This window comes from Pyxidicoccus sp. M6 (assembly GCF_055568925.1).
On sequence record NZ_CM145714.1, the window covers coordinates 11,294,451 to 11,307,905 of the forward strand.

Below are 13,455 nucleotides of genomic sequence, written 5' to 3' on the forward strand. Positions count from 1 at the left end.
GCTGTCCGGAAGAGGAGGCGGCGCGCGCTTTGCCCCCACCCAGGGCGATGCCCAGCCTCCATGGCGCACGGGTCCGCCCCAAGCGGTGCCCGTCCGTCTGGGCACAAGGGCCCCGCCACGGGGCAGGAGCGCGCGCGATGAAGGCTGTCGTTTTCCATGGGATTGGGGACATCCGGCTCGACGAGGTGGAGGAGCCGAACATCGAGAAGCCGACGGACGCCGTCGTCCGGCTCAGCGCCAGCGCCATCTGCGGCACGGACCTCCACATGATTCGCGGCACCATGCCGGGCATGAAGCCGGGCACCATCCTCGGCCATGAGGGCGTGGGCTATGTCGAGTCGCTCGGCGACGACGTGCGCAACTTCAACGTCGGAGACCGCGTCGTCATCTGCTCCACCATCGCCTGCGGCAACTGCGTGTACTGCCGCTCCGGATACTACGCGCAGTGCAACGACGCGAATCCCAACGGGGCCGCCGCGGGCACGGCCTTCTTCGGCGGCCCGGCGATGACGGGGCCGTTCAACGGCATGCAGGCGGAGAAGGTGCGGGTGCCCTTCGCGCACGTGGGCATGGTGAAGATTCCCGAGGGCGTCACCGACGAGCAGGCCATCCTCATCTCCGACATCTTCCCCACCGGCTACTTCGGCGCCGAGCTGGCGGAAATCAAGCAGGGCGACACCGTGGCGGTGTTCGGCTGCGGGCCGGTGGGCCTGTTCGCCATCGTCAGCGCGAAGCTGCTGGGCGCCGGCCGCGTCTTCGCCATCGACTGCCACGAGGACCGGCTGGACCTGGCCCGCGCGCAGGGCGCCGAGGTCATCAACTTCGACCAGGAGGACCCCGTCGAGACGCTCAAGCGCCTCACCAACGGCATCGGCGTGGACCGCGCCATCGACGCGGTGGGCGTGGACTCCATGCATGCTCACCACGGCCCGGCGGAGAAGGCCGCCAAGGCCGAGAAGGTCGAGTTCAAGCGCGAGGTGAAGGAGGTCGCCCCCAAGACGAAGCCGGACGGCGACAACTGGGTGCCGGGCGACGCCCCCGCGCAGGCGCTGCTGTGGGCGGTGGAAGCGCTGGCCAAGGCGGGCACGCTGTCCATCATCGGCGTCTACCCGCAGCAGATGCGGACGTTCCCCATCGGCATGGCGATGAACAAGAACCTCACGCTGAAGATGGGCAACTGCAACCACCGCAAGTACATCCCCCGGCTGCTGGAGTTCGTGCGCACCGGCGTGGTGGACCCCACGGCCATCCTCTCGCACGTGGAGCCCATGGGCAGCGCCATCGAGGCGTACCGCAACTTCGACCTGCGCAAGCCGGGCTGGGTGAAGGTGGAGCTGGAGCCGGCGCAGATTCAGTGACGGCCGCCGGGCTTCAGTCCCTCACGCATCCAGCACGAGGCACGAGTCTCCGAACTCGTGCCCCAGGTACCCGGCCGCCTCCGCGTGGGCGGCCGCCTCCTTGAGCAGCGGCAGCGGCGCGAAGGACTGGAGCAGCGCATGGTGGCTGCTGCCCGGCTCGTGCACGCCGGTGAGCAGCCCGCGCACCACGCGCGGGACGTAGCCAGGGCCCAGGAGCAGGTCCGTCGTCCCTTCTCCCGCCACCAGCTTCCCACCGTGCTGCGCCGTGCGGCCCTCCAGGGCCCGCACCACCGTGGTGCCCACCGCCACCACACGTCCGCCTTCGGAGCGCGTGCGCTCCACCGCCTCCACCGTGGCGGCGGGAATGTCCGAGCGCTCGGGCCGGGGCAGCGCCGCGTCCAGGGCTTCATCTCCCGTGGAGGACAGCCCGGCCGCGTGTGTCAGCGTGGCCAGGCGCACGCCGCGCCGGCGCAGCGCGAGCAACAGACTTCCAGTGAGGGGCAGGCCCGCGGACGGCGCCTCCACGGCCCACGGGCGCGCGCCGTACACCGTCTGCACGTGCCACAGCGCCAGCGGGCCTCCCGCGTACGCGTACTGCACCGGCCGCCCGCCCCGGTACAGCGCCGTCCACAGCGCCGCGCCCTGCTCCGTGAAGGCCACGCGGAGGAGTCTCGGGGACGGCGGCAACACCTCCACCACCCGCGCGTGCAGCCCGCCCACGACGAAGCGCGTGCCCACGGGCAGCACCGGCGGGGGCGGCCGGTCCTCGGTGCGCTTGCGCCAGTCGCCCGCGCCGAAGAGCACCGCCGTCCAGGTGTCGTCCGGCTCTCGCGACAGCAGCCGCAACTCGATGCGCTCTCCCGCCTCGGTGCGACCGGAGAGGGAGGCGGGCAGCGTGGCGGCGTCGTTGAGCACCAGCAAGTCGCCCGGGCGCAGGAGCGACGGCAGGTCCGCCACGAGCGCGTCGGAGAAGCGGCCCGCGCGGGGCTCCACATGCAGCAGACGTCCCGTCTCGGGGCGCTCGTTGGGCCAGCGCGCGGGCTTCATGCGGCCTCCAGCTTCGCCGCCTCCAGGCGGGTGCCCGAGGGCAACGACTCCGCCCTCTTCTCCACCAGCGCGACGAGGCGCGCCGCGATGGACTCCGGCCGGTTGAGCGTCGAGTAGTCCGCGTCCGGCACCGCGTCGCGGTACATCCGCGTGTCCATCTCTCCCGGGTCCACGTTGAGGAAGCCCACGCCGGTGCCCTCCAGTTCCGCGGCCCAGATGCGGCCCAGGTGCTCCAGCGCCACCTTCGACACGCTGTACGCGCCCCAGCGCGGGTACGCGGACACCGCCGCGTCCGAGGTGATGTTCAGCACCAGCCCCTGCCCCCGCACCACCATGCTGCCCGCCACCGCCTTGGTGAGCCGGAACGGGCCCACCACGTTGACCTCCAGCACGCGCTGCAAATCCTCGCACGCGGTGTCCAGCAACAGTTGCAGCGGCGTGGGGCCCAGCGTGCTCGCGTTGTGCACCAGCACGTCGATGGGGCCCACCAGCGCGGTGGCCGCGCCCACCAGCGGGTGGATGGCTTCCTTGTCCCCTACGTCATATGCGAGCGCGTGCGCCTCCAGCCCCTCCGCGCGCAGGGCCGCCGCGGCGGCCTCCATCTCTCCGGCGTGCCGAGCCACGCCCACCACCCGGGCGCCCCGGCGGGCGAACGTCGCCATCAGTGCCTGGCCCAGCCCCCGGCTCGCTCCCGTCACGAGTACGGCCTTCCCGACCAGCTTCATGCGTGTGTCCTCCTTGCCTGGAGGGATACACGGCCGCTGCCAAAGTATTGGTGCGGCAGCCAACGTCTTGGCAGATTGCCAATCCATGAACGAAGAGGATTTGCCGGACCGGCTGGCACGCAACATCCGCACGCTGCGCGAGACGCGCGGCGCCACCCAGGCGCAGCTCGCGAAGCTGGCGGGGGTGCCCCGGGCCACCTGGGCGCACCTGGAGTCGGGAGCGGCCAACCCCACGCTGTCCGTGCTGCACCGCGTGGCCGGCGCGCTCCAGGTGTCACTGGAGGAGCTCATCGCGAAGCCCCGGGCGAGCGCCCGGCACTACCCTCGCGCCAGCCTCCCCGTGCGCATGCGCGGCGCGGGCATGCTCCGCAAGCTGCTGCCCGACCCGCTGCCCGGCATGGAGTTCGACCGCATCGAGCTGCCGTCCCAGGTGCGCGTCACCGGCGTGCCGCACACGCCCGGTACCCGCGAGTACCTCGCCTGTGAGTCCGGCGAATTGCTGCTCATCGCCAGCGGCGAGCGCTTCCACCTCCAGCCCGGTGACGTCGTCGTGTTCCGGGGCGACCAGAAGCACTCGTACGAGAACCCGGGGACGAAGACGGCGGTGGGCTACTCCGTCGTGCTGCTGACGCCCCTGGTGTGAGTCGCGCGCTTAGCCCGCATCGCGCCCGTAGTACCAGGCGGTGATGGCGAGGCGCGGCGCGAAGGCGGGCAGCACCTCGTGCTCGATTTGCTCGCTGAGGAACACCACCAGCCGGTCCAGCGAGGGCTCCACGTCCACGGGCGCGGAGCCCTCCGGGTAGAGGCGCAGCACGCCTCCGTGCTCGGGCGCCCAGCCCGCGTTGGCGTACCAGATGGCCGTGGCCCTCCGGTTGGACTGGCCGGGGAAGGCGTCGCGGTGGCGCGCGTAGTGGGCCCCTCCGCCCGGGTAGCAGGCGAGCTGCAGGTCGAAGCGCCCGAGCCCGAGATATGCGCCCGACGACAGCGCCTCGCCCAGTTCGCGAAAGGACTCCCACAGCGCTCCGAGCGGCGAGCCGGGCCGCGGCAGCACCCAGTCGATGAGGTCTCCCCGCACGGAGGTGTCATGGGTGCGGTCCGCGCCACGGCGGATGCCCGCGGGCCGCAGACCTCCGGACTCCACTCGGGACAGGGCCTCGTCCCTCGCCGCGCGGGCCCGCGCCTCGCCAAGGAACGCGGGGCGGATGAAATACCCGCGCGTCCCCAGTGCCTCGACCTCCTCGTCCGTCAGCTCCACCACAGGCGTCTCCTCCACACGCACACCGTGCCCCAGACGCCCCCTCCAGGGAAGGAGGTACACTGCCCCCATGGCGCACCTCTCGCGAGTCCTCACCGTCCTCCTGGGTGCCACGCTCGGCGCGGTGGGCGCCTGGCTGCTCCTCCGCCCTCCGCCAACGTCGCTGCCGGACACGCCGTCCGTGGTGCAGCAGATGCGCGACGTGGCCCGGCTGGAGACGCTCGACGTCGCCCTCTACAAGAAGGTGGCCTTCTCCCCCGAGCCCCAGGCCACCGATGCGCTGTGGAAGGACGTGCTGACCTGGGCGGCGTACACGATTCGCAATCAGCACGGCCGCGCCATCGTCTTCGCGGACGCGCACCTGGGCTTCGACTTCCAGCGCTTCGACGCGTCGCACCTCCAGGTGGCCGGCACGCGCGTGTACGTGGTGCTGCCGCCGCTGGAGGTGAAGGTGGAGCTGCGTCCCGGCGAAACGGAGGTCATCGACTCCAACCTGGACAGCGCGCAGACGGCGCAACTGCTGGAGAAGGCACGCCTCGCCTTCGAGCAGGAGGTGCGCGCCGATTCACGCCTGCGCCAGCGCGCGCGGGACTCCGCGGAGCGCTCGCTGCGGGCCCTGCTGCTCACGCTGGGCTACCGCGAGGTGCTCTTCGTGGAGAGCCTGCCCACGGCCACCGCGGGCTGACTCAAAGCGCGGTGAGTCCCTCCGCGGTGAGGCGGAAGACGCCGGGGATGCCGTCCGGCGAGGGCACCAGCCGCTCCAATGCGTCCCGCGCGGTGACGTCCGACTCGCGGCAGACGAGCGCCAGTTCCCTCCGGCCCAGCGACACCCGCAGCGGTTCGTCACCTGCCTCCTGTAGCAATCGCTCCCGCTGCGAAGCGGTGAGCAGCCGCGCGCCGTCGTGGCCGTCACCCGCCGCCACGGCCCACAGTCCGGAGAAGGCCTCGGCGAGCCTCACCTCTCCCCGGTCGATGAGGACGGGCTGCACCGGCGCGGGGCTCACCTCCAGGTTCCTCCAGGCCACCGCGTCCACGGCCTCGGCTGTGAGTCCAACGGAGGCCAGCGCGGACTCCGGCAGGTAGCGCACGAAATCGGAGTCCTCCAGCACGTAGAAGACCTCCAGGCCCGCGGGCCCCGGACGGCGCAACGCGCCCACTGCCCGCGCCGCGAAGTCCGCGGGACGCAGCACCGGGCGCAGCCGTGACTCCAGCGCGGCGCCCTCCGTCCCCAGCCCCGAGGAGAGCCCACCCAGCCGAGCCGCCAGCGCCTCCACGTGCGCGGTGAGGCCCTCCGTGCCCGGCGACTCACACCACGCCGCGTAGAGCGAGCCCACATCCACGCGCCCCACGCCACCCGAGGCGAGCTTCACCAGCAGGTCCTTCCCCTGCCTCCGGAACGTCACCCGGGCCCGGGCCAGCGCGGCCGCCAATGCCGTGGTGAACTCCGGACGCAGCACCTGCTCCCGAGGCGCGGGCGGAGGCGGCAGGTCGGCGGCCTCCAACTCCTCCTTCAGCAGCCGTGCTTCCGCGTCGAAGGGGTCTCTCGCGAGCGCCTCCCGCACATACGCGCGGGCCTTGTCGGCCTCACCGCGCCGCAGCCCGAGCACCGCGAGCACCTTGAGTACCTCGGGGTCATCAGGTTCCTGCGCCTGCACCTCGCGCAGGAGAGCCTCCGCGTCGCCGTGCCGTTCCAGTCCGAGCAATGCGCGGGCGAGTCCCAGGCGCACGGACACGTCGAGTGGGAAGTCGCGCAGCAGGGACTCCAGCAGGGGCAGTGCCTCGCGCTCGGCACCCGCGTTGATGAGCGCATGGGCCACCGCGAGCCGCAACGTGGGACCGGAAGCTCGCCGGGCCTCCGTGCGCAGCAACTCCAGCTCCACGTCGCCGATACGCTCGCCCGCCTCCACCTTCCGGCGGATGCGCTCCAGTTCCTGGGAAGCACTCACCCTCGTGACTCTAGACGCACGAGCACGTTTCTCGAACAGTCACGCTGGAGTCCGATGAGCGGGCTCCGGAGCAAACCGAGCGGGCAGACGTCGTGAAACCAGGTCTGGTGTCCCTTGGGATATCGCTACGAATACAGCCCGGACGAGAAGTCCAAGACTGATGTCGAGCAGGTCAGGCGAGGCGGTGGAGTGCCATCCCCCCGCGCCCGACTCCCGAGCTCAGTCACCGCTACCGTCGCACGCGTGGCCATCGCCATCGCAGTGACCATCGAAGCCGCCGGAGGAAGTGTCCGAATCCACGGCTCCGTCAATCAGGTCGCCCAGCCAGTCCCTGAACCCGCCGCCATGCGAGTAGAGGCCCATGGCACCCGACGCAGCAGGGCCCCGGTTCGCTCTGGCGTAGCGGTACAGACGGACGCCGGACCAGACCGCGCCACCCATCGTCAACGGGACTGCAAGCACCACGGCTGCTTGAAGCATCCACGTCATGCGCACCTCCCGTGGCTACAGTCTATCCTCGGTTTGTGACAGGCCCGTGACAGCCAGGGCACAACTGTCACGGGCCCGGTCACCCGGACACAGCCGGCGCAATCGTCACGGACTCAACTGGCGCGGATGACCTTGCGCAGCCGGCGCACCGCTTCCGGAATCCTCGCGGCATCCGTCCCGCTGTAGCCCAGCACGAGCCCCGGCCGCGTGGACTTCTCCAGGTAGCAGGACGAGAGAGGCATGGCCCACAGGCCCTCCTTCGCGGCGCGCTCGGCAATCTGCCGGTCCTTGAACCGCTTCGGCAGCGCCGCCACCAGGTGCATCCCCGCCTGCGTGCCGAGCACCTCCACCATGTCCCCCAGCTCCCGCTGAAGTGAGTCCACGAGCACCGTCCGCCGCTCGCGGTAGAGCTGCCGCATCTTCCGCAGGTGGCGCGCGAAGTGGCCCTCGGTGAGGAAGTCCGTCAGGACCGCCTGGAAGAGCGTGGGCGGAAAGATGTCCATCGCATCGCGCACTCGCATGAAGCGCGGCACCAGGTCCGGCGGCAGCACCATGTACCCCACCCGCAGCGCGGGGAAGAGCACCTTGCTGAACGTGCCGATGTAGATGACACGCGCGTCCCTATCCAGACCCTGCAGCGCGGACACGGGAAGGCTCTCGTAGCGGTACTCGCTGTCGTAGTCGTCCTCGAGAATCCACGCGCCGCTGCGCTGCGCCCAGTCCAGCAACTGGAGCCGGCGCGAAGCGCTCAGTGTCCCTCCGAGCGGATACTGGTGCGATGGCGTGACGTACGCGGCCCGCGCATTCGCGCAGCGCTCGATGCCCGCGCTCACGTCCAGCCCCTCTTCATCCACGGGCACGGGCACCATTCGCGCGCCCGCCATCGTGAGCACGTCCTTCGCTCCGGAGTAGCCCGGCTCCTCCATCCACACGGGGCTGCGCGCGTCCAGCAGCACGCGGGCCGACAGCTCCAGCGCCTGCTGCGAGCCGCTCACCACCATGATGTGGTCCGCCTCGCACCGCACCGCGCGCGACGTGCGCAGGTACGCGGCCAGGGCCTCGCGGAACGGCCGGTACCCCATGGGGTCGCCGTATGTCAGCAGGTTCCGCGTGGGGTTGCGCGAGTGCTTCGACACCAGCGACGACCAGACCTGGAACGGGAACTGGTCCACCGCTGGCTGGTTCATGCGGAAGGCGCCCAAGCCTCCCTGCCAGGGCTCCGGCGAGAATCCCTCACCCAGCGCCGCGCTCGCCTGCGAGAGGACACGCCGGCCCGGCGTGCCACGCGCCGGAGTGCGTGCATCGGAAGGTGGCCCCTCGTCGGGCAGCGAGCGCGCCACGAACGTGCCCGCGCCGACGCGGCTCTCGAAGTAGCCCTCGGCGAGGAGCTGCTCGAAGGCGCCGAGGATGGGGATGCGGGAGATGCCCAGCTCGAGGGCCAGGCTCCGTGTCGACGGCAAGCGCTCGCCCGCGCGCAGCCGGCGGTCGACGATGGCCTCGCGATAGCCCTCGTACACCTGCCGGTACAGCGGCACCGGAGAGCGGCGGTCCACCGCGATGATGGGGACGATGCCCGTGGGGGCTCGCTTCATGGCCTCAGGATAATGGTCATACGAGAGCCAGCCAAAGCGGTCATTGAGGGCAACCACTCTCCCGTGGAGATTGCGCCCCATGCCCCGGCTCCCGAGCTTCGCTGCCTCCCTCTTCCTCCTGTCGCTGGGCTGCGCGGGCACACGGCCCACCACGGATTCGAGCCCCACGTCCATGCCCCACGACACCTGCTGCCAGATTCTCGAGCTGCGCCAGTACACCCTGAAGCCTGGCCAGCGGGACACGCTGGTGGAGCTCTTCGAGCGCGAGTTCATCGAAAGCCAGGAGGCCGTCGGCATGCCCATTCCGGGCGAGTTCCGCGACCTCGCCAGGCCGGACCGCTTCGTCTGGCTCCGGGGCTACTCCGACATGACGTCGCGCCACCAGGGGCTGACCGCCTTCTACGGCGGCCCCGTGTGGCAGGCGAACCGAGACGTGGCGAACAGCACCATGATGGATGTCAGCAACGTGCTGCTGCTGAGGCCCTCCCGCCCCGGCTCCGGCTTCCACCTCGGCGAGCGCCCGGCGCGCGGGGCCACCGAAGTCCCCTCCAGCGTGGTGCTGGCCACGGTGTATGCCTTCGACGCGCCGGTGGACGAGGACTTCGTCCGCTTCTTCGAGCACGACGTGAAGCCCGCGCTGGAGGGAGCAGGCCTGCCCGTCTCCGCGTACTTCCAGACGGAGTACAGCCCCAACACCTTCACGAAGCTGCCCGTCCGCGAGGGCGAGCACGTCTTCGTCTGGTTCTCCGGCGCGCCCGGCGTGGAGACCCTCCAGGAGCGCCTGTCCCGCCTCACCGCCTCGCAAGCCTGGAGCACGCGCGTCGCGCCGGAGCTGGAGCGCCGCCTCAAGTCCGAGCCCGAGCTGCTCCGGCTCTCGCCCGGTGCCCGCTCCCGCCTGCGGGAGTGACTCGCTTCAGTGCTGCATCCCCGCGGGCCCCGCACCCGGTCCCTCCGGAGCGGCCTCGCCCTCGCCCGCGCCGCCTTCCGACTGCCCGAGGAAATCGTCGAGCGCGCCCACGTCGATGGGCTTGCGGAACACCGCGTCCACCAGCGCCAGGCTGGCGCGGTTCTGTCCGCGCACGTCCATGCCGGTGACGATGGCGAGCAGCGCCTGCGGTGTCCGCTGGCGCAGCTCGCGCGCCAGCTCCCACCCGCTCATCTCCGGCATCACCGCGTCCAGCAGCGCGGCGTCGAAGCGGCGGCGCTCCCACATCCCCAGCGCCACCTGCGGGCTGTGGGCCACCTGCACGTCGTAGCCCTCCTCGCCCAGCACCTCCGCCATCATCCGCGCGTTGTCCAAGTCGTCGTCCACCACCAACACGCGGCGCGTCTGCTGGAAGCGGCGGGGCGCCGCCGGCCGCGTCACCTCCGCGCGCGAGGCCTCGCCGCGTGGCGCCGCCAGGGCCTCGTGCACGCGCGGCAGCCGCACCACGAAGGCCGCGCCCCGTCCCGTGGTGCTGTTCTCCGCCGTCAGCTCGCCCCCCCAGCGCTGCACCTGCGCGCGCGCCACCGCGAGGTACAGCGAGAGCTGCGGCGCGCCCGAGTCCCTGCGCAGCGGGTCGAAGAGCTGCGTCAGTTCCTCCACCGCGTACGGCGGGCCCTCGTCCTCGATGCGCAGCGTCAGCCACGGTTCGCCATTCGCGCGGGTGGTGACGTGCAGCCGGCCGCCGCCCTCCATGCGGTCCCTCGCGGACAGCAGCAGGTTGACGATGAGCTCGCGGAAGAAGCCCGCGTCCGCCCGCACCTGCCCGGGATTGCCCAAATCGAGGTCCACGTGCACGGGGTGCTCGCGCTGCTCCAGCTCGCCGCGCGCCAGCTCCAGCGCCTCGCGCACCGTCTGGTCCACCGGCACGTCGGTGGGCTGCTCCTGCGTGCGCTGCACGTTGAACTCCTGCAGCCTCGCCACCAGCTCGCCAATCTGCCCCACCGTCTTGTCGAGCGCCTCCAGGTGCTCGGGCTTGAACTCACGCTGGAGCAGCGTGATTCGCAGCCGCAGCACGTTGAGGAAGTTGTTGAGCGCGTGCGCCGCGCCGCTGGCCAACTGCCCCAGCGCCTGCTGGCGGGTGCGCTGCAGCAGCCGTCCCTGGAGGCGGCGCAGCTCGCCGTGCGCGCTCTGCAGTGCCTTGGTCTTGTTCACCGCCTCGGTGCGGTCCGTGAAGGTCTGGATGGCGCCGACCAGCTCCTCCTCTTCCCAGACGGGCGTGGCGCTGAGCTCCAGCGTGGCCTCGCCGCCGCTGGGGCGCTCCACCACCATCATCACCCCGCGCACCGGCCCCTTCTCCTTGAGGGCGCGTATGAAGGGCATGTCCGACACCTTGAACGGTTCGCCCATCAGGTGCTTCGCGTTCACCTGCTGCAGCACCGGGCCGAGCGTGTTCGCCGCGCGCGCCCCCACCACCGCGCGCATGGGCAGCCCCATCAGCCGGCTCACCGGCGGCGTGACGAAGGACACGGTGCCGTCCATCTCGGCGAGGAGGATGCCCACGTCCACCTGGTTGAGCACCGACTCCATCACCGCCGCCTCGCGGAAGCGCACCTCCTCCGTCTTCAGCACCCGCGCGTACGACGCCTGCGCCGACGCGTCCGCCTCCCACACCAGCTCGGCGATGAGCTCCGCCACGCCGGGGTCGATGACGTTGTCGTTGCGGCGCCCGTAGACGTACAGCAGCACCTGCTCCAGCGACTTGAACTCGCGCGTCAGGTCCTCGGGGTCGAAGTTCTGGCTGTACCGGAACGCGCCATGCGAGCGCACCACCTCCGGCCACAGGCGCACCGCGTCCTCGCCCCTGTCGCGCAGCAGCCGGGCCAGCTCGTCCAGCAGGCGGCGGAGCGGTGCACGCAGGTCGCGCCCCGGGATGTCCACCTCATATGTCTCCGCGCGCAGGCGCTTCGCCCACAGGCGCGCGATTCGCTCGAGCTCCTCCTGGAGGAGCTCGGAGAGGGCTTGAATTGGATTCACGGCGGGCACGCTCGACGGAAGGTGTGCACGCCCGCCCGCCATGGCCACCCGGCGCCTGCCCGGCTGCCTGCCCAGGGACGCATTGCAATCAATCGCATGCCGGCCCACCTTGGAGGGACGGATGGCAGGCACCGAGCGCAAACCGAATGACTTGCTGGAGCCTACCTGGCTGTCTCAGCAGGCCATGGCACAGTTGTTCCGCGGCGAGCTGAGCCGCTCCGACACGTGGCGCACGCGCCTGGACACCACCACCAACTGGGCCCTCACCACGACGGCGGCCGTCATCTCCTTCGGCTTCGCCACGCCGCAGAGCTCACACGTCACCTTCCTGGTGGGCATCTGGATGGTGATTTCGTTCCTCCTCATCGAGGCGCGGCGCTACCGGTACTACGACTTGTGGAACCGCCGCGTCCGTCTGCTGGAGGACGGGTGGTGGGCCCCCATGCTCCGGCGCGAGCCGGTGGACCCGGACGCCATGCGCGAGCTGGCGGTGGCGATGTCCCGGCCACAAATCCAGCTGTCGCTCTTCTCCGCCATCTCCACGCGGCTCAACCGCGCCTATGGGCCCATCCTGATGGTCCTCATGGCCACGTGGTTCGTGAAGGTCTACAGCCACCCGAAGCCGCCGGAGGACTTCACGGAGTTCATGGAGCGGGCCCACGTGGCGTGGATACCCGGGCCGTTGGTGATGCTGGCGCTGGCCTTCCTCACCCTGGCCGCCACCTACTTGTTCATCTCGTCCTTCTTCATCCGCGCGCCCATGGGCGAGCTGCGCACGCGCCCCCGGGGCCGCCGCGCCGCGCTCTGGGAGTCCTTCTACCGGCCCTACGCCATCCACAAGCGCCGCCCACCCACCCGCAGACACCCGCCTCCGCCCCCGCGTCCTACGTCGACCACCGAGCACTAAGCCGGCGCACCAGGGCAGACGCCCTGTCCGGGGAGGAGGCGGGCGGCCTCGCCACCGGCCCCTCCGGCTCATGGCCGCCATGCCTGGCGCTGAATCAGGGCTGTTTTCGTCCTTTCGGGCCCTGGGGTTTTGTGCTGTGAATCCGCACCCATGGCGAACACCCGCACTGTCACTATCATCAATGGCGATGGCATCGGCCCCGAGGTGATGGCGGCCACCGTGCGCGTCCTCGAGGCGCTCAAGGTGCCTCTGGAGTTCGAGCACAAGGACGCTGGCACCGAGGTGGTGGCCAAGTACGGCACCAACCTTCCCCACGAGACGGTGGAGGCGGTGCTGCGCAGCGGCGTCGCGCTCAAGGGCCCCACCGGCACCGTGGTGGGCGGCGGCCTTCCCTCCGCCAACGTCGGCCTGCGCAAGCGGTTGGATTTGTACTCCTCGCTGCGGCCCGTGAAGAGCGTGCCCAGCGTGAAGACGCGCTACGAGAACGTGGACCTCGTCGTGGTGCGTGAGAACACCGAGGACCTCTACGCCGGCCTGGAGCACATCATCGTCCCGGGCGTGGTCGAGTCCCTCAAAATCATCACCGAGAAGGCGTCCACCCGCATTGCCCGCTTCGCCTTCGAGTACGCGAAGAAGAACGGGCGCAAGAAGGTGTCGGCCGTCCACAAGGCCAACATCATGAAGCTGTCGGACGGCCTCTTCCTGGACTGCTGCCGCAAGGTGGGCCGCGAGTACCCGGACATCACCTATGAGGAGGTCATCGTCGACAACCTCTGCATGCAGCTCGTGAAGGACCCGACGCGCTTCGACATGCTGGTGACGGAGAACCTGTACGGCGACATCGTCAGTGACTTGTGCGCGGGTCTGGTGGGCGGCCTGGGCGTGGTGCCCGGCGCCAACATCGGCGAGCGCACCGCCGTCTTCGAGGCCGTGCACGGCACCGCCCCGGACATCGCGGGCAAGGGCATCGCCAACCCCACCGCGCTGATGATGTCCGCGGTGATGATGCTGGACTGGCTCGACCATCGCGAGGCGGCCCGCCGCATGGAAGGCGCCATCCACAAGGTGTACAGCGGCAACGCGGTGCGCACCGGCGACCTCGGCGGCAGCGCCACCACGCGCGAGTTCACCGACGCCATCATCGCCGCGCTGTAATCGACACTGCGGCGAAGTGACT

General features: G+C 70.7%; 12 protein-coding genes. 6 read left to right on the top strand and 6 right to left on the bottom strand.

Features of this window, described 5'->3' with window-relative positions:
• The first annotated feature begins 137 nt into the window (after nucleotides 1–137).
• Nucleotides 138–1,358 (top strand): zinc-dependent alcohol dehydrogenase, encoded by a 1,221-nt coding sequence (locus ACVTJA_RS44310; RefSeq protein WP_465829820.1) that lies wholly within the window; start codon nucleotides 138–140, stop codon nucleotides 1,356–1,358.
• Nucleotides 1,359–1,379: 21 nt separating this feature from the next.
• Here the strand turns inward: ACVTJA_RS44310 and ACVTJA_RS44315 are convergent, their stop codons facing one another.
• Nucleotides 1,380–2,405: an S-adenosylmethionine:tRNA ribosyltransferase-isomerase gene (locus ACVTJA_RS44315; protein ID WP_465829822.1), complete on the bottom strand. Its 1,026-nt coding sequence runs from the start codon at nucleotides 2,403–2,405 to the stop codon at nucleotides 1,380–1,382.
• A complete protein-coding gene (locus ACVTJA_RS44320) occupies nucleotides 2,402–3,130 on the bottom strand; it encodes an SDR family NAD(P)-dependent oxidoreductase (protein WP_465829823.1) in 729 nt (242 codons plus the stop codon). Before ACVTJA_RS44320 ends, ACVTJA_RS44315 begins: the two co-directional genes overlap by 4 nt.
• Nucleotides 3,131–3,215: 85 nt before the next feature.
• On the opposite strand from ACVTJA_RS44320, the gene ACVTJA_RS44325 reads away from it, so the two are divergent.
• A complete protein-coding gene (locus ACVTJA_RS44325) occupies nucleotides 3,216–3,773 on the top strand; it encodes a helix-turn-helix domain-containing protein (protein ID WP_465829825.1) in 558 nt (185 codons plus the stop codon).
• 9 nt (nucleotides 3,774–3,782) lie between these two features.
• Here ACVTJA_RS44325 and ACVTJA_RS44330 read toward each other — a convergent pair whose 3' ends face one another.
• The gene (locus ACVTJA_RS44330) at nucleotides 3,783–4,403 is read right to left on the bottom strand and encodes a 2OG-Fe(II) oxygenase (protein ID WP_465829827.1); all 621 of its coding nucleotides are present in this window, start codon (nucleotides 4,401–4,403) and stop codon (nucleotides 3,783–3,785) included.
• A 52-nt stretch (nucleotides 4,404–4,455) separates the two neighbouring features.
• Between ACVTJA_RS44330 and ACVTJA_RS44335 the strand changes: the two genes are divergently transcribed.
• The gene (locus ACVTJA_RS44335) at nucleotides 4,456–5,070 is read left to right on the top strand and encodes a DUF4230 domain-containing protein (protein WP_465829828.1); all 615 of its coding nucleotides are present in this window, start codon (nucleotides 4,456–4,458) and stop codon (nucleotides 5,068–5,070) included.
• A gap of 1 nt (nucleotide 5,071) precedes the next feature.
• Here the strand turns inward: ACVTJA_RS44335 and ACVTJA_RS44340 are convergent, their stop codons facing one another.
• Nucleotides 5,072–6,331 (bottom strand): tetratricopeptide repeat protein, encoded by a 1,260-nt coding sequence (locus ACVTJA_RS44340; protein ID WP_465829830.1) that lies wholly within the window; start codon nucleotides 6,329–6,331, stop codon nucleotides 5,072–5,074.
• Nucleotides 6,332–6,933: 602 nt separating this feature from the next.
• Nucleotides 6,934–8,412, bottom strand: a complete 1,479-nt coding sequence (pdxR, locus tag ACVTJA_RS44345) for a MocR-like pyridoxine biosynthesis transcription factor PdxR (RefSeq protein ID WP_465829832.1) — start codon at nucleotides 8,410–8,412, stop codon at nucleotides 6,934–6,936.
• A 79-nt stretch (nucleotides 8,413–8,491) separates the two neighbouring features.
• Between pdxR and ACVTJA_RS44350 the strand changes: the two genes are divergently transcribed.
• Nucleotides 8,492–9,319 carry an NIPSNAP family protein gene (locus ACVTJA_RS44350; protein ID WP_465829834.1) on the top strand — a complete coding sequence of 276 codons (828 nt, stop codon included), beginning with the start codon at nucleotides 8,492–8,494 and terminating at the stop codon, nucleotides 9,317–9,319.
• Nucleotides 9,320–9,325: 6 nt separating this feature from the next.
• Here ACVTJA_RS44350 and ACVTJA_RS44355 read toward each other — a convergent pair whose 3' ends face one another.
• Complete coding sequence (locus ACVTJA_RS44355) at nucleotides 9,326–11,413, bottom strand: hybrid sensor histidine kinase/response regulator (protein WP_465840664.1); 2,088 nt, start codon at nucleotides 11,411–11,413, stop codon at nucleotides 9,326–9,328.
• 79 nt (nucleotides 11,414–11,492) lie between these two features.
• Here ACVTJA_RS44355 and ACVTJA_RS44360 point away from each other — a divergent pair, with 79 nt between their 5' ends.
• On the top strand, nucleotides 11,493–12,278 hold the full coding sequence (locus ACVTJA_RS44360; RefSeq protein ID WP_465829835.1) for a DUF2270 domain-containing protein: 786 nt from the start codon (nucleotides 11,493–11,495) through the stop codon (nucleotides 12,276–12,278).
• A gap of 150 nt (nucleotides 12,279–12,428) precedes the next feature.
• The gene (locus ACVTJA_RS44365) at nucleotides 12,429–13,433 is read left to right on the top strand and encodes an isocitrate dehydrogenase (NAD(+)) (RefSeq protein ID WP_465829837.1); all 1,005 of its coding nucleotides are present in this window, start codon (nucleotides 12,429–12,431) and stop codon (nucleotides 13,431–13,433) included.
• The last annotated feature ends 22 nt before the right edge of the window (nucleotides 13,434–13,455 follow it).

Coding starts and splice junctions, on each gene's coding strand:
- ACVTJA_RS44350 (WP_465829834.1), top strand. CDS start 8,492: ATGCCCCGGCTCCCGAGCTTCGCTGCCTCCCTCTTCCTCCTGTCGCTG.
- ACVTJA_RS44315 (WP_465829822.1), bottom strand. CDS start 2,405: ATGAAGCCCGCGCGCTGGCCCAACGAGCGCCCCGAGACGGGACGTCTG.
- ACVTJA_RS44325 (WP_465829825.1), top strand. CDS start 3,216: ATGAACGAAGAGGATTTGCCGGACCGGCTGGCACGCAACATCCGCACG.
- ACVTJA_RS44365 (WP_465829837.1), top strand. CDS start 12,429: ATGGCGAACACCCGCACTGTCACTATCATCAATGGCGATGGCATCGGC.
- pdxR (WP_465829832.1), bottom strand. CDS start 8,412: ATGAAGCGAGCCCCCACGGGCATCGTCCCCATCATCGCGGTGGACCGC.
- ACVTJA_RS44320 (WP_465829823.1), bottom strand. CDS start 3,130: ATGAAGCTGGTCGGGAAGGCCGTACTCGTGACGGGAGCGAGCCGGGGG.
- ACVTJA_RS44335 (WP_465829828.1), top strand. CDS start 4,456: ATGGCGCACCTCTCGCGAGTCCTCACCGTCCTCCTGGGTGCCACGCTC.
- ACVTJA_RS44355 (WP_465840664.1), bottom strand. CDS start 11,413: ATGGCGGGCGGGCGTGCACACCTTCCGTCGAGCGTGCCCGCCGTGAAT.
- ACVTJA_RS44360 (WP_465829835.1), top strand. CDS start 11,493: ATGGCAGGCACCGAGCGCAAACCGAATGACTTGCTGGAGCCTACCTGG.
- ACVTJA_RS44310 (WP_465829820.1), top strand. CDS start 138: ATGAAGGCTGTCGTTTTCCATGGGATTGGGGACATCCGGCTCGACGAG.